The sequence below is a fragment of the Actinosynnema pretiosum genome (genome assembly GCF_024171695.1).
Classification (GTDB): Bacteria; Actinomycetota; Actinomycetes; order Mycobacteriales; family Pseudonocardiaceae; genus Actinosynnema; species Actinosynnema pretiosum.
Genome location: NZ_JAMTCF010000011.1, coordinates 18,644 through 39,747, shown reverse-complemented (window position 1 = coordinate 39,747; position 21,104 = coordinate 18,644). Strand labels below are relative to the sequence as shown.

The window sequence follows — 21,104 nt, the reverse complement described above, 5'->3', positions numbered from 1 at the left end:
CTCCCGTCCACCGAGACGGGAGGCAAGACCCCATGGGCGACTCGCACGCGCTGATCGTGCTCGTGTCCGTCGGCGCGGCCGTGGTCGCGCTGCACCTGCTCGCCCGCCGCCTGCGCCTGTCGCCGCCGATCGTGCTACTGGTCGGCGGGGCGCTGGCCGCGCTGATCCCCTGGCTGGACCCGATCAGGCTGCCGCCCGAGGTGGTGCTGCTGCTGTTCCTGCCCGCGCTGCTGCACTGGGAGGCGCTCAACACCTCGCTGCGCGAGATCAGGGCGAACCTGCGCAGCATCGCGCTCAGCTCGGTGGTGCTGGTGCTGGTGACCGCCGCGTCGGTCGCGGCGGTCGGGCACGCGCTGGGCCTGAGCTGGCCGGTGGCGTTCGTGCTCGGCGCGGTCGTCGCGCCCACCGACGCCACCGCCGTCGGCGCGGTCGCGGGCCGGATGCCGCACCGGCAGCTGACCCTGCTGCGCGCCGAGAGCCTGGTCAACGACGGCACCGCGCTGGTGCTGTTCGCGATCGCGGTCGCGGTGGCCACCGGTCGGGAGGAGTTCTCCTGGCCGTCCGCGCTGGGCGACTTCGGGCTGTCCTACGCGGGTGGCGTCGTGGTGGGACTGCTGGTCGGGCTGCTGGTGACCTGGCTGCGCAAGGTGGTGGTGGAACCGCTGCCGGAGGCCGGGATCAGCGTGCTCACCCCGTTCACCGCCTTCCTGCTGGCGGAGGAGATCCACGCGTCGGGCGTGCTGGCGACCGTGGTGTGCGGGCTGCTGGTGAGCCAGACCGGTCCGCGCTGGTTCTCGGCCAGGACCCGGTTGCAGTCGCGCGGTTTCTGGCAGCTGGGGGCGTTCCTGCTCAACGGGGCGCTGTTCGTGCTGGTGGGCCTGCAACTGCGGGACGCGGTCGCGGACGCGCACACCTGGCGGGCGCTGCTGGCGGTCGTGCTGGTGTCGGCGACCGTGATCGGGGTGCGGCTGCTGTTCTTCAACACCGTGCCGTACCTGGTGCGGCTGGTCGACCGGCGGGAGGCGCAGCGGGCGAGGCGGATGGGGTTCCGGGAGCGGCTCCCGGTGGCGTGGGCGGGTTTCCGGGGCGGGGTGTCGCTGGCGGCGGCGCTGGCCGTGCCGCTGACCGCGCAGGACGGCGGGGCGTTCCCGGAGCGGGAGCTGCTGGTGGTGGTGACGTTCGGGGTGATCGTGGCGACCACGCTCGGCCAGGGCCTCACCCTGCCGCTGGTGCTGCGGTGGGCGAGGCTGGGCGAGGACGAGGCGCGGCCCGCCGAGCTGCTGCTGGCGGAGCGCACCGCCTGCGAGGCCGGGCTCGCGGCGCTGGACGAGGCGGCGCGGGGGTTGGCCGCGCCGGGGGACGTGGTGGAGCGGGTGCGCGGGGAGATCCGGCGGCGGCTGGAGTCGTTGCGGGACATGGGGGTGGACGGGGCGCCGGTGGAGAACCCGCTGCTGGGCGACGACTACGCGGCGCTGCACCTGGCGCTGCTGGAGCACAAGCGGGCGGCGGTGGTGCGGTTGCGCGACGAGCGGTTGGTGGACGACCTGGTGCTGCTGCGGATGCAGACCCGGTTGGACGTGGAGGAGGTGCGGTTGTCGGCGGCGCTGGAGGAGGAGCTGGAGTGAGGTCCTTCAGCGGGTGACGGGTGTGGCGGGTTTTCTCACGCCGAGCCGGGACGCACCCGCCGCCGCGAGCGCGAACACCAGCGCTTCGTAGGCCATCGCCGCCGGGAAGCCCCCGGCGGTGTGGGCGGCCCCGGCGAGCGCGACGCCGACCGTGCCGCCGAGCTGCTGGGCGGTGGGCAGCAGCCCGGCGACGGAGGCCGCCGCCGGTTCCGGGGCGCGGGAGAGCACCAGCGCGAAGACGGTCGAGGTGAACAGCCCGAACGCGGCCCCGCCGAGCGCGAGCGGCACGGGGCCGAGCGGGAGCGCGGTGAGCGCGGCGGTGACCAGGGCCAGCGCGGCGGCGGCCGAGGGGGTGGCGCGGCGGTTCCCCGACAGGGCGGGCGCGAGGGCGCTGCCGAGCACGGCGGCGAGCGCGTACGGGGTGTTGACCAGCGCGGCCTGCAGCGGGGTGCGGCCCTGCTCCTGCAGGTGCAGCAGCACCAGGTAGGTCAGCGAGGGCACGCCCGCGTTGAACACCAGCACCACCAGCACGCCGGTCCGGGTGGCGCGGTGACGCAGGGCCTCGGGGTGCACCAGCGGGTCGGGGCGGAGGCGTTGGGAGAGCGCGAAAGCCGCGCCCAGCGCGACGGCCGCGCCGAGCGAGAGCAGCGCCCAGGGCGGCCACCCGGCGTCCGGGCCGAGCGCGAGCGGCAGCACGAGCGCGGCGCAACACGCGGCGACCAGCGCGGCGCCGAGCGCGTCGACCCGTTGCGGCGCGGCGGTTCCGCCGGTTCGCGGCAGCAGGGCCGAGCCCGCGAGGGCGGCGAGCGCGACCGGGAGCTGCGCCAGGAACAGGGCGCGCCAGCCGAGGCCGAGCGGGTCGGCGGCCAGCAGCGCGCCGCCCAGCACCGGGCCGATCGCCGACGCCGCGCCCATCACCGCGCCGAACGCGGCCAGCGCGCGGCCGTGCCGGTGGGCGGGCAGGGCGGTGCGGATGAGCGAGAACACCTGCGGCGCGGCGATTCCGCTGCCCGCGCCCTGCAGGAGCCGGGCCACCACCAGCGCGCCCGCCGACGGCGCGAGCGCGCAGGCCGCCGTGGCCAGCGCGAACAGGGCGGCGCCGAGGGCGAACAGCGCGCGGTGGCCGACCCGGTCGCCGAGCCTGGCCGAGGCGATGAGCGGGCAGGCGTGGCCGAGGGTGAACGCGGCCAGCACCAGGTGCGCGGCGCCCGGAACCGCGCCCAGGTCGGCGCGCAGGGCGGGCGCGGCGACCTGGACGAGGGTGACGTTGAGCAGCTGGGCGAACGTGGCCGACAGGACGATCGGCAGCAGCAGCGCCCGGCGCCACCGCTCCCGGTCCGCGCCGGGCGCGCGGTTCGAACCGGTTCCGCCGCTCAGGCCAGGTCCGCCGCTCGGACCGGTTCCGCCGCTCACGCCAGGTCCGCCGCTCACATCAGGTCCGCTGCTCACGCCAGGTCCACCAGGTGGCGGGCCAGCTCCTCGGGGCGGGTGGCGAACGGGCTGTGCCCGCCGGGCAGGGTGCGCACGGCGAACGGGTGCTCGGGGAACGCCTCGTCGGCCTCGCGGATCATCAGGTCCTGCGCGGCGGCGGTGAGGGCGCGGTCGTCGGCGCAGCGCAGGAACGCCCTGGGCACGCTCCCCCACCGCCGCGCGGTGACCGGCACGGGGGCGCCCAGGGAGGCGAGCTGCTCGTCCGGGGTCAGGGCGAGCCGCCAGGTGTCGAACTCGCGCTCGTCCAGCTCGCCGTAGAAGGCCTCGCGCAACGTGTCCACATAGGACTTGTTGGTGGACAGCGGGTTGATGCGGAACGCGCCGACCTCGTCGGGGTCGGCGACGCGCAGCGCCCCGGAGAGCGCGGCGGCGTTCTCCGGCGTCGAGGTGTAGTCGGTGAAGCGGGGGCGGGCGGGGACGAACGCGGTGAGGTAGACGACGCGGTCCACCAGCGCGGGGGCGCGCTCGACGGCGAGCGAGGCCGGTCCGCCGCCCGCGCTGTGCGCGACGAGCACGACCCGGCCGTGGCGGCGCGCGGCGGCCAGCGCGTCGAGCACCGCGTCGGCCGAGTCGGCGGCGGAGAACCCTGCGACACCCGAGGGTTCGGTGGTCAGACCGGGCTGCCCCGGCAGCAGGTACCCGGAGGGCAGCGGCGCGCCGAGGCCGTGGCCGGGCAGGTCGACGGCGGTGCTGTGCGCGCCGAGGCGGGCGAGCGCGCGGCGGGTCGGGCCCCAGTGGGCCGCGCCGTGCCAGGCGCCGTGGACGAGGACGAAGGTGGTCGGTTCGGTCACGGGCCCAGCCCACCAGCCGGGAATGCCCCGGTGCCGCGCCATGTCTGAACCGGTGTCCGGTGATACCCGAGGAGTATCGGGGGTTGTGCGTGGAGGCGAGGCACCTGAGGTACGCGCTGGCGCTGGCGGAGCACCAGCACTTCGGTCGCGCGGCGGAGGCGCTGGGCATCGCGCAACCGCCGCTGTCGCGCCAGATCGCCCGGCTGGAGGGGGAGGTCGGCGCGCGTTTGTTCGACCGCACGGCGCGCGGGGTGTTCCCGACGGCGGCGGGCGAGGCGTTCCTGGCGCGGGCCGGGCGGGCGCTGGCGGAGATGGGGGCCGCGGCGGTGGACGCGGGGCGGGCGGACCGGGGCGAGACGGGCCGGTTGCGCCTGGGGTTCGTGGCGTCGGCGCTGCTGGAGCCGCTGCCGGGGGTGCTGGGGCCGTTCGGGCGGCGGCACGCGGACGTGCGGCTGGAGCTGCGGGAGACGGCGAGCGCGCGGGGCGTGGCCGAGCTGGTCGACGGCGAGCTGGACGTGGTGTTCGGGCTGGGGCGGCCGAGGGGGCGCGGGGTCGAGGACCTGGTGTCGGTGGTGGTGGGGCGGGACGCGCTGGTGGCCGTGGTGGGGGCGGGGCACCCGTGGGCCGGTGAGGCGTCGGTCGGGCTGGAGCAGTTGCGGCGTCAGCGGTTGATCGTGTCGCCGGGGTCGGAGGAGCCCGCGGTGGGCGCGTGGTTGCGCGGGCTGCTCGGCGAGGAGGCGCTGGCCGGGGCGGTGCGGGCGCGGGACGTGCACACGATCATCGGCATGGCGGCGTGCGGCGTCGGGGTGGGGCTGGGCCCGGCGCGGATGCGGGTGGCGGAGCGGGCGGGGGTGTGGTTCTGCGCGGTGGAGCCGGTGGTGGAGCTGCCGGAGCTGGTGCTGTCGTTCCGCGCCGGGGACGACTCCCCCGTGCTGGCCGCGTTCCTGGCGGTGGTGCGCGAGCGCTGTCCCGGCGTGGCGGCGCGGTTGGCGGAGGTGGAGCGGCGCCGGTGAAATTCGGTGTACTCCGCGTGGTGGTCCCGACTACGTTTCGGCGCCATCGACACAGGAGGTGTGATGGTTCAGAAGACGAACAGGCCGCCGAGGCGCACGCCGCAGGAGAAGAAGCGGCTGAGCTACGCCAAGGACCGCCGGAACGCCTACGGCCAGAACGACAAGGCGTCGCGGCGCGGCGTCCAGCGCCGCAAGAGCGCCCTGCACCGGGCGGGCAGGCACAGCGCGGACCAGGTGCTGCGCGGCGCCCTCGGCCCCGTGGACGCCGACCGCGCCGACCGGGTCGGCCAGAACGTGCTGGCGCTGCACCGGAAGGCGTTCGCCAAGGCCCCGGACACCCCGCTGGGCGAGTTCGTGGAGTCCCGCCTGCGCCGCCGGGTGGCGCTGGGCGTCGACGACGAGGTGACGGCGCTGACCCGCATCGCCCGCGTCCGAGGCCGTCAGGGCCTGGCGGCCTGACGACACCGCAGGGGGCGCTCACGTGCCCCCTCGATCATCTTCCGGGCCCTTCCGCCCGGCGCTTGTTCCCCGAACCCCGCTGGTAGAGCTCCCGCTCCCGGTGGGGTTCTCCTTTTCCCCGGTCGAGCGCGCGGGCGCGCGGGGCGGGATGATCCGTGGCATGTCGTGGCAGAGGTTCGTCGACACCGCGCTGGACCGCTCGCTGCTGGGCTACACCCGCGTGGGGTGCGCGGTCCGGCGGGCGTGGTGGCCCGCGGACGCGCCCGCCGGGGCGCTGGCGGGCAAGGTCGTCGTGGTGACCGGCGCCAAGGCCGGGCTCGGCTTCGCCGCCGCGCTGGGGCTGGCGCGGTTGGGGGCGTCGCTGCGGCTGGTGGTGCGCGGTGACGGCGGGCGGGCGCGCGAGCTGGTCAGGCGGGCCGTGCCGGGGGCCGACGTGACCGTGGACCGGTGCGACGTGAGCCTGCTGGCCGAGGTGCGCGACCTCGCGGCGGGCCTGGGCCGGGTGGACGTGCTGGTGCACAACGCGGGCGTGATGCCGCCGGTCCGGACCGAGACGGCGGAGGGCAACGAGGTGATGCTGGCCACCCACGTGCTCGGCCCGCACCTGCTGACGTCCCTGCTGCGCGACCGGTTGCCGGTGGGCGCGCGGGTGATCTGGGTGGCGTCGGGCGGGATGTACGCGCAGCCGCTGGTGGTGGACGACCTGCAGTACGGGCGCGGGGAGTACCGGCCGACCACGGGGTACGCGCGCACCAAGCGGATGCAGGTGGTGCTGGCGCGGTTGTGGTCGCAGCGGTTGGACGGGGTGGCGGTGCACTCGACGCACCCCGGTTGGGCGAACACGGGCGGGGTGGCGACGTCGCTGCCGAGGTTCCACGCGGTGACCAGGCCGTTGTTGCGGTCGCCGGAGCGCGGGGCGGACACGATCGTGTGGCTGGCGGCGGCGAAGGAGCCGGGGTGGAGCACGGGGTTGCTGTGGCACGACCGGGAGGTCCGGCCGCTGCACTACCTGCGGTCGACGTACGAGCGGTCGCAGCGGCCGGGCTCGTTGTGGGACGAGGTGGAGCGGTTGACCCGATAACCGCAATAGTGCGCTGACCGTCGATCGCATTACCGCCATCCTGGTGAACACCCCTTGAGCGGGGTGTGGACCAACTGGGGAGAAGGCCGGGTGGCTGTGCGGCGTGCGCTGATCGTCGGCGTGACGGAGTTCGACGACCACGAGCGACTGGACTTCGCACCGGCCAGGGTGTGGGACCTGGAAAAAGCCCTTCACGCGCTGGGTTACACCGTGGAAGCCCAGTGCGCTGACCGGATGACCAGCGCCGAACTCGGTGCGGCGATCGCCGAGGCGGTGGCTCGGGCCGCCGCCGACGACCTGATGCTGGTGCACGTGCTGTCGCACGGCCACCAGGCTGATGGGAACGCCACGGTGTTCGCGCTGGGCAGCGATGGGAAACCGCACGCGAGCACGAGCGTGGCGCACTGGTTGACCATGCAGCAGAACGCGCCGGAACGGCCGCGGGTGCTGTTCCTGCTGGATCTGTGCTCGGCGGGAACAGCGACCAGGTTGCAGTGGCAGGGCGAACTTGAGAACGCGCCGAGGTCGTGGGTGATCGCGGCGTGCCCTGGCGGGCAGGCGGCGTACGACGGCCGGTTCACCGAGGCCGTGGTGGCGGTGCTGCGCGGGCTGCACGAGGGCGAGCTGGACGTGGACCGCAGCAGCCCGCACGTGCCCCTGCCGTCGGTGGCGCGGGCGATCCGCCAGGAGGTGAACCGGCTGGCGGACGCGGACGACGCACTCCCCCAGCAGGTCAAGGCGACGGTGGTGGACATCAGCGAGGGGGACTACCCGCCGTTCTTCCCCAACCGGGATCACGACCCGTCGCCTCGGCCTGCGCTGCGGGCGAGCGTGGACCCCGGAGTGCTGCCGTTCCTGGACGACCTGGACGAGGGCTTGGACGCACGGCACTTCCTGGAGCGGGCCACCGGAACCGGGCGGTTGACCAGCGTCGAGCACGACCTCGCAGGGTGCTTCACCGGGCGGGGCAAGGAGCTGCGGGAGCTGTCGCCGTGGGTGAACGGGGTCGGGGACGCGGTGCTGCGGGTGGTGACGGGGAGTCCGGGATCGGGCAAGTCGGCGCTGCTCGGGGTGCTGGTGTGCGCGGCGCACCCGCAGTTGCGGGAGCGGACCCAGGCGGTGTGGAACAACATCGTCCAAGCGCCGACGCCGGTCGCCGGGTTGGCAGCCGTGCACGCGCGGCAACGAGGGTTGGCGGCGGTGACGACGTCGCTGGCCAGGCAGCTGGGTCTGCCGGAAGCGATCACCGTCGGGAATCTGGTGGCTGAACTGCGTCAACGGCAGGCGGTGATCGTGGTGGACGCCTTGGACGAGGCGGACAACCCGGTGACGCTGATGACCGAGCTGCTGCTGCCGCTGGCGGCCGCAGGGGCTCGGGTGCGGCTTCTGGTGGGCGTGCGCGACTACCCGGAGTACCGGTCGCTGCTGGACCTAGCCGTGGTCGTGAACCTGGACGACGTGGACCGGGGCGTGCTGGAGGACGACCTCTACAACTACGTGTCGAACCTGATGCGCACGGTGGTCGAGTACCGCAGGCTGCCCAGCGTGACCGGGGAGTTCGCGCACGCGGTCGCCGAGACGCTGGCTTTTGCCGACAGCGCGTGGGGGCCGTTCCTGGTGGCGGGGCTGTACACGAGGCACTTCCTGAGCGCGTACGCCGAGGTGCCGCTCAAAGATCCTGAAGTGGCGAAGCGACTGGGCAGCAGGGCGCCCGCCGAGCTGCAGGGCGTGCTGGAACTGGACCTGGAGCTGGCGGGGAACGGCATCTGGCTGAACGCCATGCTCACGGCGCTCGCCCACGCCAAGGGGTCCGGGATGCCGGTGTCGGTGCTGGCCAGGGTGACGTCGGGACTCGTCCCGAAGCAGCAGAACCGCACTCCGGGCCAGATCCGCTCGATGCTCGAGGTGATCCGCTTCTACCTGCGGCAGAGCATGGATCCCGACCACAGCAACCTCTACCGGCTGTTCCACCAGGGATTGGCCGAAACACTCGCCGGACGAACGCCGAACGCCGAGCACCAGGTGTTGGACGCGCTGCTGCACCCCTTGGGACAGCAGGACAATCGGGACTGGAACGCGGCCGAGCCGTACCTGTTCCGACACGTCGCCTCGCACGCCGAAGCAGCGGATCGCCTGGAAGAGCTCAGCTCCGACCCTGGACTGCTGCTGCACCCAGGAGCGCTGGAAGCGCTGACGGAAGCGGCGGGGAACTCAGACGCGGCAGCGTCCATCACGAGCACGTTCAGCCGTTACACCGGCATCAAAACCCCCGAGGCGCTGGCGCTGGAAGCGACCCGAGCCGGGGACCACGTCCTGGCACGACGGGCGGCGAACATGGCAGGCAGGCAACCGCTGATCTGGCAGCCGCGCTGGGCCGCCGGAGGTTCCAAGCCGAAGAAGACCGTTCCTTGGCGCTTCTTCTCCATCGCGATGTCCGAGGACGGCACAAAAGCTGCGGCGCTGAGCGACACCAGCTTGATCACTTGGATACTCGGGGATGACTGGGTGGTCATGGACAAGGTCTTCACAGGGGTCGTGGGCGACTTGGTCCTGCTGTCGGAGAGGAACGAGGCCGTCGTGTTCAGCGCGGAAGGCGCATGGCGGGAGGACGGCGCACGCGTGGCTTCACCGGGCAAGCATGCCATCGCCGCCGCCGTCCAGTCCGAACCGAACACCTACTTCTGCGTCAGCGAAATCGGAGAGATCATCTCCTACCACTTCACGAGCAGAAGATCACGCATTCAAAAAAGACTCAAACACCGCAGCAGAACATGGACTATGGGGGTATCAAAAAGAAACCCAATCGCATTTTCGACGACTTCCGACGGCACACTCTTCACTTCAGGAAAAGAATTACCTGAACCACCCCATAAGCTCACCGGTCCAGTAGTCGTAAAAAAGCAGGGTTCTCACGTTGTCGCCGCGTTCGACGCAGGTTTCACCATGTTGGAACTGAACGAGCAGAACGCAGAGTGGCGCACCATCCACACCCGCACGGATCTACCGACGACTGCACTGGCCATCGCCAACGGTTCAAATAGGGTGCTTACCGGTCGCGCCGACGGCTCCGTGCGCACTCTGCCCTCAGGCTGGTTCCCACTGTCGAATAAACCGATCACCAGGTTGACGGGAAGCGCAAGGGCTGCTCAGGTCATCGGACTGGACAGTGCAGGCGGAATACACTGCTACGACCACATGCAAGACAGGATGCAGGCACTCCCCCTGCCTCCCCGAACACTCGCGTCTTCAGTTTCCGCTTTCACCCTATTCAACGAAAAGGTTATCCTGGCGAGAGCGGACCTGCAACTTGTCGAGGTATCCACCAAAAACTGGCAGGAGATAAAACTGGGACACCTCCCGGCCACAGCAACGAAGCTCTCGGTAGAAAAAGCCGGCGACACTGACCTACTGATAGCAAAAACGGGTTCCAGGACTTTTTCCATGCACCGCGACTCAGGGGAGCGGCTGAACAGCGCCGGCTGGTTCGCCGCTCGGTTCCGTCCAGAGGGGGTAGACCACGGCTTGGTGGACGGTTGGCTGGTCGAGTTGGCGATCGTCGCAGGACACCTGGTGATCCGGCACTCGAACGACTTCCAGAACGTGAAGATCGAGATCGGTGCGCACGAGAGCGCCCGCGCGGTGCGCTGCGCAACCCTGGAGGGCAGGTCCATAGCGTTCAGCGGATGCGACACGGGTCTGGTCCGCTGGTGGGACCTCGAAGCCCGCGCCCTGCTGGGCGAGTTCTCCGTGGGCGCCCCGATCTGGCAGATCGACACCATGCACGACGGCCGCACCCTGCTCATCGGCGCGGGCGGCGAACTGCTGGTCTTCGAGCACCACGGGAGCAAGTCATGACCAAGGTCCAAGGCGTCCACGGAATCGGCAACTACGGCCTCCTCCGCGCCGAGGGGTCCTCGGAAGCAGCCGCCAAGGCTCTCGCGCGAACCTGGTCCACCGCCTTGGCCCTCCCCGACATCGATCTGGCCATCGGCTACTACGCCCACCACCTGCACCGAGGCACTGCTCAAGGCCCCTTGGACGACCCAGCAGCCCTCACCCCGGAGGAGCAACTCCTCCTCGTCGACTGGGTCGACGCCCTCGCCCCCGTCTCAACCTCCCAAGGCCCCCGCACCATCCGCGCCCGCCAAGCAGCCGACTGGATCACCCGCCGCTTCGGCAAAGCCGCCCGCCTGTTCGCCATCGCCTTCTGCCGCGAGGTCCACACCTACCTGTCGTCCCCGGACTCCTCGCGCCGCGCGAAAACCCGCCAAGCCATCGCCGATTCCCTCGCAGCCCACCGCCCCGACGTGGTCATCGCCCACTCGCTCGGCTCCGTGGTCGCCTACGAGACCCTCTGGGCCCACCCCGACCACGACGTCGAACTCCTCATCACCCTCGGCAGCCCTCTGGCCATGCCCGGTGTCGTCGCCCCGCGCCTGCGCCCCGGCACCAACGCCAAACCCCCCAGGGTCAACCGCTGGATCAACGTCGCCGACGTCGGCGACCTGGTCGCCCTCCCCCGCACCGGCCTCACCCCGCACTTCACCGGCGTCGAGCAGGACATCCCGGTGACGGTGGGGAACTGGGACTTCCACACCGCCACCGGTTACCTCGCCACCCGCGAGGTCCGCGCCCTGCTCACCAGTTGAGCTCCGTGTCCTCCCCCACCGACCGCAGCGGCGTCACCGTGGCCCTACCGGCCACCAGCAGGGCCGCGTCGCTGCCCGCGGGCAGGTCCCCCGGCACGAGCACCGAGTTCACGTCGATCATCCCCTCGTCCGCCCGCTTCACCCGCGTCTGCACCGACCCGAACTCCGCCAGCGTCGCCCGCACCGGCTCGCCCGGCTCGGGCACGTTCGGCGCGTTCACGTTCAGCACCGCACCCTCCGGCAGCCCCGCCAGCACGTCGAACAGCCCCCGCGCCACCGTCACCGCCGAGTCCCACAGGTACTCGACCTCGCCTTCGAGCGGCACGTCCAGCGACACCGCCATGCCGCGCAGGTCGTTCACCGACGCCGTCAGCACCGCGCCGACCGTCCCGGAGTGCAGCACCGCCCGACCGGTGTTGGCGCCCCGGTTGACCCCGGACAGCACCACGTCCGGCACCTCGCCGAACGCGCCCCGCGACGCCACCAGCGCGATCAGGCCGGGGTGCCCCGCGACCGCGTAGGCCTCGAAGCCGTCGAGCTCGCGGCGCTCCACGTGGATGCTGCGGTGGTCACCCGCCGCCGTCAGGCCCGCGCTGGTGCCGCTGGCCTCGCGCTCCGGCGCGGCGACCACCACCTCCCACCCGTGGTCGCGCGCACCCCGCGCCAGCGCCAGCAACCCCGGCGAGTCGATGCCGTCGTCGTTGGTGACCAGTGCCCTCATTCGCCCTCCACGGCTCGCAGGTCCACCCGCGCGGCGAGCTCCTGCACCGCCTCGCCACCGCCGGTGCCCAGACCGTGCCTGGTGACGTTCAGCGAACCGGCCGCCGCGCCCAGCCTCAAAGCCTCCTCCAGGTCGATCCCGAGCGCCAACCCGGCGGCCAGGCCCGCGGTCATCGAGTCGCCGCCGCCCTTGGTGTCCACAGTGGACAGACCGGGGGCGGAGACCCGCCACAGCTTCGAGCCGATCAGCGCCAGCGTGGGCTCGGCCGCGCGCGACACGACCACGGCGCGCGCGCCGCACTCGGCGATGTCCCGCATCGCCGCCACCAGGTCCTCCTCCGCGTCCGACTTCGCCCGGCCGTCCTCGACGAGCTCGTCGTGGCTGACCTTGACCACGGTCGGCCCGCCCTCCAGCGCGGCGGCGAGCCTGCCGCCGGACAGGTCGACCACCACGTCCCGCCCCTGACCGCGCAGGTCGGCGGTGAGCCTGCGGTAGACCTCGTCCGGCACCACGTCGTCGTTCGGCCCGCTGAGCACCGCCACCTTGGCGCGCAGGCACTCCACCAGCGCCAGCTCGTACAGGTCGTCCAGCTCGTGCCGCGAGAGGTGGTCGGCGGGCATCTCGACCAGCGACTCCCGCTCGCCCTCCCGCCGGTCGTGCACGTACGCGCCGTTGCGCGCGGTCACGTCCAGCACCTTCAGCTCCACGCCCACCAGGTGCCGCAGCACCTCGCCGGTCTCCCCGCCGAGCGCCGCGACCAGCACGACCTCCGCGCCCAGCGAGGTGATCATCCTGGACTGCCACACGCCCTGCCCGCCCGCGTGCAGGTGGATGTCCGGGGCGCCGTCCAGGTCTTCCACGGTCACCGTCAACTGGGGAGAGGGCGCGAACACCGCCACGAGTTCCGTCACATCGGGCGGTTTACCCCGAAACGGACGTACTACACGCGCGATTTTCCCAAAGATCCGGTACGGCCGCGAGCGGGTGGGCCGGACCTTCAGCGAGCGCTCAGGGTTCCGGGGGGCCGGGGGGGTGAGGGCGCGCGGGATCGGGGGTCAGCCGAGCCGGAAGTCCGCGACCCGGATCGGCGACGGCGCCGAGCGCGCCGAGACCCGCTGGTACAGCACCGAGAGCACCCCCTCCGACCGCACCCGCCCGACGTCCGCGCACACCTCGCCGAACGCGCCGGGCAGCCCGTCGTGCACCTGCGCCCAGTCCGACCAGCCGCTCGCCGCCGACGCGGACGCGATCCGGCCGCGCGGCATCAGCAGGTACGCGTTGTCCGCCCGGTCCAGCACGAGCTTGGTGCGCTGGGTGTGCCCCGGCACGACCGGCACCTCCCGCTTGACCCACGCCCCGCCGCGCAGCGCCAGGTGGAACACCCGCCCGTGCTGGGCGCGCCGCCTCGGGTAGTCCTCGACGCACCCGGCGAACCGCTCCGGCACGTAGCTGATCACCACGTGCGGCGCGCCCGACGAGTCGACCGCCTGCGACTCCTGGTTCATCAGCCCCCGGTCCGGCCCGACCAGGTCGACCAGCGCGCCCGGCGAGCCGACGCCCACCGGCGCGCCGCCGGTCGTGCCGATGACCGCTCCCCCGGTGCTGCGCCACGTGCGGCCCCGGTCGTCGCTGTAGGCGTAACCGGTGTCGTGGTTGGCCAGGCCGCCGGGCGCGCCCGCGACGCCGATGACGCCCTCGCGCCAGGTGAACGCCACGTGCAGCCTGCCGCGCAGGTCGTAGGTCAGGCCGTGCGGGTACATGTTGCGACTGCCGGAGACCACGCCGTTCGGGGCGGTGTACTCGCCGGTCGCGGACGTCCACGCGCCCAGCGCCCGCCACCGGCCGTCGCGCAGCTCGGCCAGCTCCTGCACGCCGTCGCCGGAGCAGCCGGTGCGGTAGGAGAACTGGAGCGCGCCGTCCGGGGCGGTCAGGAACGCCGGGTAGGTCATCGGGCCCAGATCGAGGCCGCCGAGGGTGCGGCGGACCGGGCCGAACAGCCCCGCGGACCACTCGTAGTTGCCCGGTCTGGCGGTCAGGCCGGGCACGGACTCGGTGTGGTGCAGGCGGGTGTTGTGGCAGTCCATGGCCACGTGCAGCGCGCCGGTCGCGCGCGAGACGCCCAGCGAGATCACGTTGTGCGAGTCGTCGGCGGTGAGCCGGTGCGGCAGGACGGCGGCGCGCCACGGGCCGCCGAGCGCGCGGCGGGCGACGACGGCCTCGCGCGAGGCGGTGTACCAGGCCGCGTACTGGTGGCCGTGCGCGGTGAGGATCGCGTCCTGCTGGAACGAGTTGTTGTTGACCAGCCCGTCGTAGGTCACCGAGTACAGGGCGGTGGGGTCCAGCTCGGTGTCCGACAGCAGCGCGACGCCGGGGGCGGCGGGGACTGCCGGCGCGAGGGTCAGTGGAGCGTGAAAGCGTTTTCCCATCGGGACTTCCTTGTCCTAGGCCAACTTCACCATCCTGCCGCCACGCGGGCGGATCGGGTACGGGCCGTCCGGCCGCATCCGGGGTGCTCGGGGGGCAGTCGGGTGCGGCCATCCGGTGGAAGCGGGCGCGCGCCGCTAGAGTTGCCGATCACCGCCGCACACCGGTCGGCGGCGCCCCGCGCGGTGCCCTGAGCGGTGCCGGGCCGGGACACCGCGAGGCCGGGAGGAGCCCCGATGCCCACGCCCTTCGAGGCGGCCGAGGACGAGACCGGAGCGGCGCGCCGGAGCGAGCCGCCAGGCGGCGAGCGATCTGGCCGTGAGCTGCCCGGAGGGGAGCTGTCAGGGCGCGACCGGTCCGGCGGCGAGCTGTCCGGCGGCGAGCTGTCCGGCGGCGAGCTGTCCGGTGCTGACCTGCCCGTTGGCGAGCTGCCCGCGCACCCGCCGCTCCAGGCCGGGCCGGAGGGGTGGGCCGACGACCCGGCCGTGCCGCCGGGTGGACCGGTGGCCGTCCCGCCGCCACCACCGCCCCCTCCAGGGGAGCTCGCGCTGCCGGGGACCGGGGTCGGGTCGTCCGCGAACTGGGCCGGGTACGTGCTCAGGGGCGCGCCGGGCACGTTCCGGTCCGTCAGCGCGACCTGGACCGTGCCGCACCCGCACTCGCGGCCCGGCGTCGGCGACTACTACACGCAGTGCGCGGTGTGGGTGGGCCTGGACGGCGCGCACCCCGGCGCTGGGCACCTGGCGCAGGTCGGGGTGGACGTGAACGACCTGGGCGGCGACCGCGAGTACCAGCTGTGGTGGGAGCTGGAGACCGGCGGCGTCGGCGCGACCCCGATCCCGCACCCGGTGCGCGCGGGCGACGAGCTGCGGGCCGGGGTGGCGCACCTGTTCGGCGGGACGTTCGCGATCACCGTGGAGTGCCGGACCGCCGGGTGGCTCTACCAGCAGCGGCACAGCTACCCGCCGGGCACGCCGCCGCCTCCGCTGGGCAGCGCGGAGGTGATCGTGGAGGCGCCGATGTTCCGGGGCGTCACGGGGATGCTGACCGACTTCGGGTCGGTGGACTTCCTGGACGTGGTGGTGAACGACCTGCCGCTGTCCGGGTTCGCGGGCGCGGCGACGCGCTACGACATGGTGGACGGGGTCGAGCTGCTCGCCGAGACCGGGCCGATCGGGGACGGGTTCGAGGTGCGCTGGCGCGGGTACGGGCGGCCGAGGCGCGCGCTCAGCGGGCAGGTGTGGGAGGGGTGAGCGGGGCGGGTGAGCGGTCCGCCCACCCGCCCCCGAGCGCCCGCTAGCGCACCTTCGGCGCCCGAGCCGCCGCCTTGCGCAGCAGCGGCGAGCGCCCCCGGTTCGGGACCGACCACAGGTCGTGCCCCTGCACGCCCCAGTGCCCGAGCAGGGCGTTCGCGGCCAGGAAACCGCTGGTCGCGGCGCGCTCCATCAGCGCGACCGGCAGGTCCACCCGCACCAGGTCGCCCGCGACGACGACGGTCGGGTCGGTGGTGGTCACGGTCGGCCGGTCGCTGAACGTCCCCGGCGCGAACAGCGGGCAGTCCTCCCCCACCACGTGCTCCACGTGCTCGACCCGCGCCCCCGCCAGCTCGGGGAACACGCCCTCGGCCTCGGCGAGCAGCCGCGCCGCCACCTCCGCCCGACCGGCCTCGGTCGCCACCTCGGCCTCGTCGACGGCGTACGCGTGCAGCTCCACCACGGACCCGCCGGTCCGCTCCCGCCACGCCCGCGCGGGCTCCTCGAACAGGTCCAGCACGCTGATGTTGTCCAGCAGCCGGAACCCGCTGGTGCCCAGGAACGGCGGCCGGTCCACGCGGGCCGGGCGGTCGAGCCAGTAGCGGGACACCAGGAACGGCGGGGCCGTGCGCAGCGAGCCGACCTTCGTGCGCCAGGCCGCGTCGGCCAGCTCCGGAGACGCGCCGACCAGCGAGCGCAGGCCGGGCACGTCCGCCGCCAGCACCACGGCGTCGACCTCGTCCGCCGCCCCGCCCGCCACGACCCGGTGGCCCGACCCGGTCCGGTCCACCCGCTCCACCGCGCTGCCGGTGCGCACCTCGGCACCGAGCGCCTCCAGGTGGCGCCGCAGCGGCTCCCACAGGGTCTCCGGGTACGGCGCGTCCGGCACGTCGAACAGCAGGCCCTCGCTGGAGCCGAGGAAGTAGATGTGGAACATCGTCACCAGCTCGGCCGCCGACAGCCGCGACGGGTGCGCGAAGAAGCTGCGCGAGAACACCTCGAACGCCAGGTGCCTGGCCGCGTCCGGGAAGCCGATGCGGCGCAGGAAGGTGTCCGCGTCGACCCCGTCCAGGTCGGCGTACGTGCCGGGCACGCTCACGTCGAACAGCGCGGACGCGGCGGCGCCGTTCATCCTGACCAGGTCGCGCAGGCCGAACGCGGGGCTGCGCAGCACGAACCCGGCGACGTTCCACGGCGGGGTCAGCGGCAGGCCCTCGAAGCTCTCGCGGGTGCCGTTGGCGTGCACCAGCGGGTAGTCGGCGACCGGGCGCAGCCTGCCCAGGCCGGGGTCGACGCGGCGCAGCAGGGCGCGCAGGTTGTAGTACTGGCGGAAGAACGCGTGGAACCCCCTGGTCATCACCTCGCCGTTGCCGCTCTCCCAGCCGCGCAGCCTGCCGCCGAGGTCGTCGCGCGCCTCGTGCAGCACCACCCGCGCGCCCCGCTCGGCCAGGGCGACCGCCGCCGCGACGCCCGCGATGCCGCCGCCGACGACGGCGACCTTCGGCCCGTCGCCCTCGGCGCGCGGCCGACCGGGCCGGGCGGGCAGCCGGACCGCCTCCCGGTCGCGACCGGGCAGTGACGGGGCGTGCTCGGGTGACGGCGAGACGGAGGACCTCGGGGTGCTGACGACCATGCCGGTGATCGTGGCACCGCGATCACCGGTCCGCTTGCTGAGCAGGGCGGGGGTCTTGAGCAGCAAGGGTTTCGGGAGTGCGGCGCGGGGTGCTCCGGGTGGCTCGCGCCACGTGCGGCAGATACCGGACGCACTCGTCAAGCGCGATCGGGGTACCGCTTTTAGGGTCCCTTTTGTGCCATCTTCGCTGCTCTCCCGATCTTCCGCGCGCGTGCTCCCCCTGGCGGCCTGGCTGTGCGGTTCGGGCGTCGTGCTGGCCCAGATCCTCTACGCGGTCACCGACCCGGCCGACCGGTTGACGCTGACGATCACGTCGGTGGCGCTGTTCTGCGCGGCGTCGCTGCTGGACGCGGCGTCCCGGTTCGGCGCGCGCGCGGCGTGGCTGCTGGCGGTGGTCGCGGGCGGGGGCGGGCTGGTCGCGGAGGCGGTGGGGCTGCGCACGGGGGTGCCGTTCGGGGAGTACGGGTACACCGGGACGCTCGGGGTCGAGGTGCTGGACGTGCCGGTGGTGGTGCCGATGGCCTGGGTGATGATGGCGTGGCCGTCGGTGCTGGTCGGACGGGCGCTCGCGGAGCGGGTCCGGGAGCGGCGGGGTGGTGGGGCGGCGGGCTGGTCCGCCGCCGCCGGGTGGTCTGCGGCGCCGCTGGCCGCGTGGGCGCTGGCGTCGTGGGACGTGTTCCTCGACCCGCAGATGGTCGACGCCGGGCACTGGCGGTGGGCCGACCCGGAGCCCGCGCTGCCCGGCGTGGAGGGCATCCCGCTGACGAACTTCGCCGGGTGGCTGCTGGTGTCGCTGCTGATCACCGGGGCGCTGCACCGGCTGCTCGGACCGCGCGCGGAGCGCGAGACCGACCTGGTCCTCGGGCCCGCGCCGGTGCTGTACCTGTGGACGTACGGCTCGTCGGTGTGGGCGCACGCGGCGTTCTTCGGCAGGCCGTGGGTGTCGCTGGTGGGCGGGGTGCTGATGGGCCTGGTGGCCGTGCCGTTCGCCCGCGAGCTGTGGCGGGGGCGGCGGTGAGCCGGGTGCTGGGGAGCCGGGCTGCGGTGGGTCGGGTGCTGGGGAGCCGGGCTGCGGTGAGCCGGATGACGGGGGGCCGGGTGCTGCGGGCGGCGGTGGCGGCGGCGAGCGCGGTGTCGGCGCTGGGGGCGGTGCACGCGGCGGTGAACGCGCGCCTGCTGCGCACGCCCCGCGCGGACCCGCCGCCGTGCGCGGAGCCGGTGTCGGTGCTGGTGCCCGCGCGCGACGAGGCGCACCAGGTCGCGGCGACGATCCGGTCGCTGCTGGCCCAGCGCGGGGTGCCGGACCTGGAGGTCCTGGTGCTGGACGACGGTTCCACCGACGGCACCGCCGACGTGGTGCGCGAGGCTGCGGGTGGGGACGCGCGGCTGCGGGTGCTGACCGGGGCGCCGCCGGTGTTCGGGGTTCCGGGGAAGGCGAACGCGTGCGCGCAGCTGGCGGAGGTGGCGCGCGGGCGGGTGCTGGTGCTGGTGGACGCGGACGTGGTGCTGGCGCCGGACGCCGTGGCCGGGGCGGTGGACCTGCTGCGGTCGACCGGGCTGGACCTGGTGTCGCCGTTCCCCCGGCAGGTCGCGGACGACGTGGCGACGCGGTTGGTGCAGCCGCTGCTCCAGTGGTCGTGGCTGGTGTTCCTGCCGCTGCGGGTGGCGGAGCGGTCGGCGCGGGGGTCGTTGAGCGCGGCGTGCGGGCAGTTCCTGGTGGTGGACGCGGGGGCGTTGGCGCGGTGCGGCGGGTTCGCGGCGGTGGGCGGGGAGGTGCTGGACGACATCGCGCTGGTGCGGGCGGTGAAGCGGTCCGGTGGGCGCGGGGTGGTCGTGGACGGGAGCCGGGTCGCCGAGTGCCGGATGTACCGGGGGTGGGGCAAGGTGGCTGCCGGGTACGGGAAGTCGCTGTGGGCGATGGGCGGCTCCTCGGGCGGGTCGGTGGCGCTGGCGGGGGTGCTGGCGTGGTTGTTCCTGCTGCCGCCGGTGGCTGCGGTGCTGGGGTCGCGGGTGGGGGCGGTCGGGTACCTGGCGGGGGTTCTCGGGCGGGTGGTGGCGGCCAGGCGGACCGGCGGGCGGGTGTGGCCGGACGCGCTGGCGCACCCGGTGTCGGTGGGGGCGCTGGTGGTGCTGATCGGGCGGTCGGTGCGGGGGCGGGCGCGGGGGACGTTGACGTGGAAGGGGCGGGCGCTACTGGCTGAGGGCGCGGCGGAGGGCGATCGCGAGGTGCGCGGCGCCGATCGTTGAGATCGCGGCCCAGAGCCAGAGGCAGAGGGCGCCCCAGGACCAGCCGAACCAGGGGGCGCCTTCGGGCCAGATGCCTGCGCCGAGGCAGGCGACGGCGGCGAGGATGACGCGGGTGGGGCGTTCGGCGATGGTGATGGCGGCGGCGCCTTGGAGGCCTGCGCCTTGGGCTCGGGCTCGGGCGTACTCGTGGAGGAGGACGGTCGCGCCCACTGCGGTGGCCAGGGGGTGGGGGGCGCCCAGGAGGACCAGGACTGCCAGGAGGCAGAGGTCGGAGAGGCGGTCGGCCACGGCGTCGACGACTGCGCCGAGGGGGCGGACCTTGCCGGTGCGCAGGGCTACGGCGCCGTCGAGGCCGTCGAGGAGGCCGGCGGTGACGATGAGGAGGAGGGCGAGGAGGGGCCAGCGGTTGTTCGCTGCGGCTGCTGGGAGGGCGGCGGCTGCGGTGAGGACGCCTGCGGCGGAGAGGACGTCCGGGGGGATTCGGTCGAGGTGGGGGGCTAGGCGGTGGACGAGGGTGATCCAGGCTGTGGCCAGGCGGCTGTGGGAGACGTCTTGGGCGTGGACTTGGGACCAGGCTTGTACCGGGGATGGGGGGTTGGTGGGAGTGGGGAGGTCGCTGGGGGATGGGGAGTTGGTGGGGGCGGGGGGTGTTGCCGGGGATGGGGGCGTTGCCGGAGGCGGGGACGCGTTCACGGGGCAACGTTATTCGGCACACGGCGGGCAGGCAGAACGGCGGAGGACGGGGTGGTGAGCGGGGTGGTGAGTTGGATGGCGAGTGGGGACGAGGCGGGACGGCAGGCGGTTGAACGGACCGTTCAACCGGAGATGAACGGACCGTTCACTCGCCACCGGGCACAACGAACCACAAGCACGCGCGACGAATAGGACCGGTTCCGGTTGAACGGTCCGTTCAACCGGAACAGGCCACACGAACGGACCGTTCACCTGACATCGACACTGGGCACAGACCACTCGTCGGTATCGGCACACGCGACGAACAGACCTAATAGCCGGTTGAACGGACCGTTCAACCGGCAGCGAACGGGCCATTCACCTGGTACCGGGCACGCGAACGGACCGTTCACCCGGCACCGGGCACGCGAACGGACCGTTCACCCGGCACCGAGCACATGAACGGACCGTTCACCCGGCACCAGGCACGCGAACGGACCGTTCACCCGGCACCGAGCACATGAACGGACCGTTCACCCGGCCCTGGACACATGAACGGACCGTTCGCTTGGCGATAGGCGCAGCAGAGTTCAAGCAGGCCTGGCAAGTCGGAGCAGTGGACGGTTGAAGGGCCGTTCAACCGGTAGCAAACGGACTGTTCAACCGGGAGTGAACGGGCCGTTCAACCTGGTATTGGGCAGGACGAGGCGCAGGCAGGCATGGCGGGTAGAGCCGGTGGGAGTTGAACGGGCCGTTCAACCGGAGATGTGCGGACCGTTCGCCTGGCACTGGCCAAGACGAGTGCATGTAAGCCTGGCGGGTACGAGTGGCGGGCGGTTGAACGGACCGTTCAACCGCCCAGTGAACGGACCGTTCAACCGGGAATGAACGGACCGTTCGCTCCTCTCAGGGGAAAGGGAGTGACAGGGGCATCGCTTGTTGGTGGGTTGTGCGGGATCTGCGCGGCAGGTTTTGCCGTGTGGCAGTGGTCAGGACTGTGCGTGCGGCGGGCGGGCAGGCTCCAGCAGGTGGTCGGGTTTCGGCG

General features: G+C 73.4%; 16 protein-coding genes. 9 read left to right on the top strand and 7 right to left on the bottom strand.

What is annotated here, in order from left to right:
• Nucleotides 1-32: 32 nt before the first annotated feature.
• Nucleotides 33-1,625, top strand: coding sequence for a Na+/H+ antiporter (locus LV78_RS22440; protein WP_253847573.1), 1,593 nt, complete (start codon nucleotides 33-35; stop codon nucleotides 1,623-1,625).
• A gap of 6 nt (nucleotides 1,626-1,631) precedes the next feature.
• Here the strand turns inward: LV78_RS22440 and LV78_RS22435 are convergent, their stop codons facing one another.
• Both LV78_RS22435 and LV78_RS22430 read right to left on the bottom strand, forming a co-directional pair.
• Entirely contained in the window at nucleotides 1,632-3,038 is a 1,407-nt protein-coding gene (locus LV78_RS22435; protein ID WP_253847572.1) for an MFS transporter, read from the bottom strand.
• A 32-nt stretch (nucleotides 3,039-3,070) separates the two neighbouring features.
• The gene (locus LV78_RS22430) at nucleotides 3,071-3,907 is read right to left on the bottom strand and encodes an alpha/beta fold hydrolase (RefSeq protein ID WP_253847571.1); all 837 of its coding nucleotides are present in this window, start codon (nucleotides 3,905-3,907) and stop codon (nucleotides 3,071-3,073) included.
• An 89-nt stretch (nucleotides 3,908-3,996) separates the two neighbouring features.
• Between LV78_RS22430 and LV78_RS22425 the strand changes: the two genes are divergently transcribed.
• From LV78_RS22425 to LV78_RS22405, 5 genes are all read left to right on the top strand, one after another.
• Nucleotides 3,997-4,920: a LysR family transcriptional regulator gene (locus LV78_RS22425; protein ID WP_253847570.1), complete on the top strand. Its 924-nt coding sequence runs from the start codon at nucleotides 3,997-3,999 to the stop codon at nucleotides 4,918-4,920.
• A 63-nt stretch (nucleotides 4,921-4,983) separates the two neighbouring features.
• Nucleotides 4,984-5,379, top strand: coding sequence for a hypothetical protein (locus LV78_RS22420; protein WP_253847569.1), 396 nt, complete (start codon nucleotides 4,984-4,986; stop codon nucleotides 5,377-5,379).
• Nucleotides 5,380-5,539: 160 nt separating this feature from the next.
• A complete protein-coding gene (locus LV78_RS22415; protein ID WP_253847568.1) occupies nucleotides 5,540-6,460 on the top strand; it encodes an SDR family NAD(P)-dependent oxidoreductase in 921 nt (306 codons plus the stop codon).
• A 90-nt stretch (nucleotides 6,461-6,550) separates the two neighbouring features.
• Nucleotides 6,551-10,315: a caspase family protein gene (locus tag LV78_RS22410; RefSeq protein WP_253847567.1), complete on the top strand. Its 3,765-nt coding sequence runs from the start codon at nucleotides 6,551-6,553 to the stop codon at nucleotides 10,313-10,315.
• Entirely contained in the window at nucleotides 10,312-11,109 is a 798-nt protein-coding gene (locus tag LV78_RS22405; RefSeq protein WP_253847566.1) for a GPI inositol-deacylase, read from the top strand. Before LV78_RS22410 ends, LV78_RS22405 begins: the two co-directional genes overlap by 4 nt.
• Here LV78_RS22405 and surE read toward each other — a convergent pair.
• The 3 genes from surE to LV78_RS22390 form a co-directional block, all read right to left on the bottom strand.
• Nucleotides 11,099-11,830: a 5'/3'-nucleotidase SurE gene (gene surE, locus LV78_RS22400; protein ID WP_253847565.1), complete on the bottom strand. Its 732-nt coding sequence runs from the start codon at nucleotides 11,828-11,830 to the stop codon at nucleotides 11,099-11,101. The genes LV78_RS22405 and surE overlap by 11 nt on opposite strands.
• Entirely contained in the window at nucleotides 11,827-12,741 is a 915-nt protein-coding gene (locus tag LV78_RS22395; protein WP_253847564.1) for a PfkB family carbohydrate kinase, read from the bottom strand. The genes surE and LV78_RS22395 overlap by 4 nt, the downstream gene beginning before the upstream one ends.
• Before the next feature lie 144 nt (nucleotides 12,742-12,885).
• Entirely contained in the window at nucleotides 12,886-14,256 is a 1,371-nt protein-coding gene (locus tag LV78_RS22390) for a BNR repeat-containing protein (protein WP_253847563.1), read from the bottom strand.
• Nucleotides 14,257-14,490: 234 nt separating this feature from the next.
• Here LV78_RS22390 and LV78_RS22385 point away from each other — a divergent pair, with 234 nt between their 5' ends.
• Complete coding sequence (locus LV78_RS22385; protein WP_253847562.1) at nucleotides 14,491-15,507, top strand: G1 family glutamic endopeptidase; 1,017 nt, start codon at nucleotides 14,491-14,493, stop codon at nucleotides 15,505-15,507.
• A 43-nt stretch (nucleotides 15,508-15,550) separates the two neighbouring features.
• Here LV78_RS22385 and LV78_RS22380 read toward each other — a convergent pair whose 3' ends face one another.
• Complete coding sequence (locus LV78_RS22380; RefSeq protein ID WP_372494987.1) at nucleotides 15,551-17,140, bottom strand: FAD-dependent oxidoreductase; 1,590 nt, start codon at nucleotides 17,138-17,140, stop codon at nucleotides 15,551-15,553.
• A 175-nt stretch (nucleotides 17,141-17,315) separates the two neighbouring features.
• Between LV78_RS22380 and LV78_RS22375 the strand changes: the two genes are divergently transcribed.
• Nucleotides 17,316-18,158, top strand: a complete 843-nt coding sequence (locus LV78_RS22375) for a carotenoid biosynthesis protein (RefSeq protein WP_253847560.1) — start codon at nucleotides 17,316-17,318, stop codon at nucleotides 18,156-18,158.
• A 65-nt stretch (nucleotides 18,159-18,223) separates the two neighbouring features.
• Nucleotides 18,224-19,387 carry a glycosyltransferase family 2 protein gene (locus tag LV78_RS22370; protein ID WP_253847824.1) on the top strand — a complete coding sequence of 388 codons (1,164 nt, stop codon included), beginning with the start codon at nucleotides 18,224-18,226 and terminating at the stop codon, nucleotides 19,385-19,387.
• Here the strand turns inward: LV78_RS22370 and LV78_RS22365 are convergent.
• On the bottom strand, nucleotides 19,331-20,080 hold the full coding sequence (locus LV78_RS22365) for a CDP-alcohol phosphatidyltransferase family protein (RefSeq protein ID WP_253847559.1): 750 nt from the start codon (nucleotides 20,078-20,080) through the stop codon (nucleotides 19,331-19,333). The genes LV78_RS22370 and LV78_RS22365 overlap by 57 nt on opposite strands.
• Nucleotides 20,081-21,104 lie beyond the last annotated feature (1,024 nt).

Bases quoted from the DNA above. Each gene is read 5' to 3' on its own strand.
- LV78_RS22440 (WP_253847573.1), top strand. From the start codon at position 33: ATGGGCGACTCGCACGCGCTGATCGTGCTCGTGTCCGTCGGCGCGGCC.
- LV78_RS22420 (WP_253847569.1), top strand. From the start codon at position 4,984: ATGGTTCAGAAGACGAACAGGCCGCCGAGGCGCACGCCGCAGGAGAAG.
- LV78_RS22415 (WP_253847568.1), top strand. From the start codon at position 5,540: ATGTCGTGGCAGAGGTTCGTCGACACCGCGCTGGACCGCTCGCTGCTG.
- LV78_RS22405 (WP_253847566.1), top strand. From the start codon at position 10,312: ATGACCAAGGTCCAAGGCGTCCACGGAATCGGCAACTACGGCCTCCTC.
- surE (WP_253847565.1), bottom strand. From the start codon at position 11,830: ATGAGGGCACTGGTCACCAACGACGACGGCATCGACTCGCCGGGGTTG.
- LV78_RS22390 (WP_253847563.1), bottom strand. From the start codon at position 14,256: ATGGGAAAACGCTTTCACGCTCCACTGACCCTCGCGCCGGCAGTCCCC.
- LV78_RS22385 (WP_253847562.1), top strand. From the start codon at position 14,491: ATGCCCACGCCCTTCGAGGCGGCCGAGGACGAGACCGGAGCGGCGCGC.
- LV78_RS22380 (WP_372494987.1), bottom strand. From the start codon at position 17,140: ATGGTCGTCAGCACCCCGAGGTCCTCCGTCTCGCCGTCACCCGAGCAC.
- LV78_RS22370 (WP_253847824.1), top strand. From the start codon at position 18,224: ATGACGGGGGGCCGGGTGCTGCGGGCGGCGGTGGCGGCGGCGAGCGCG.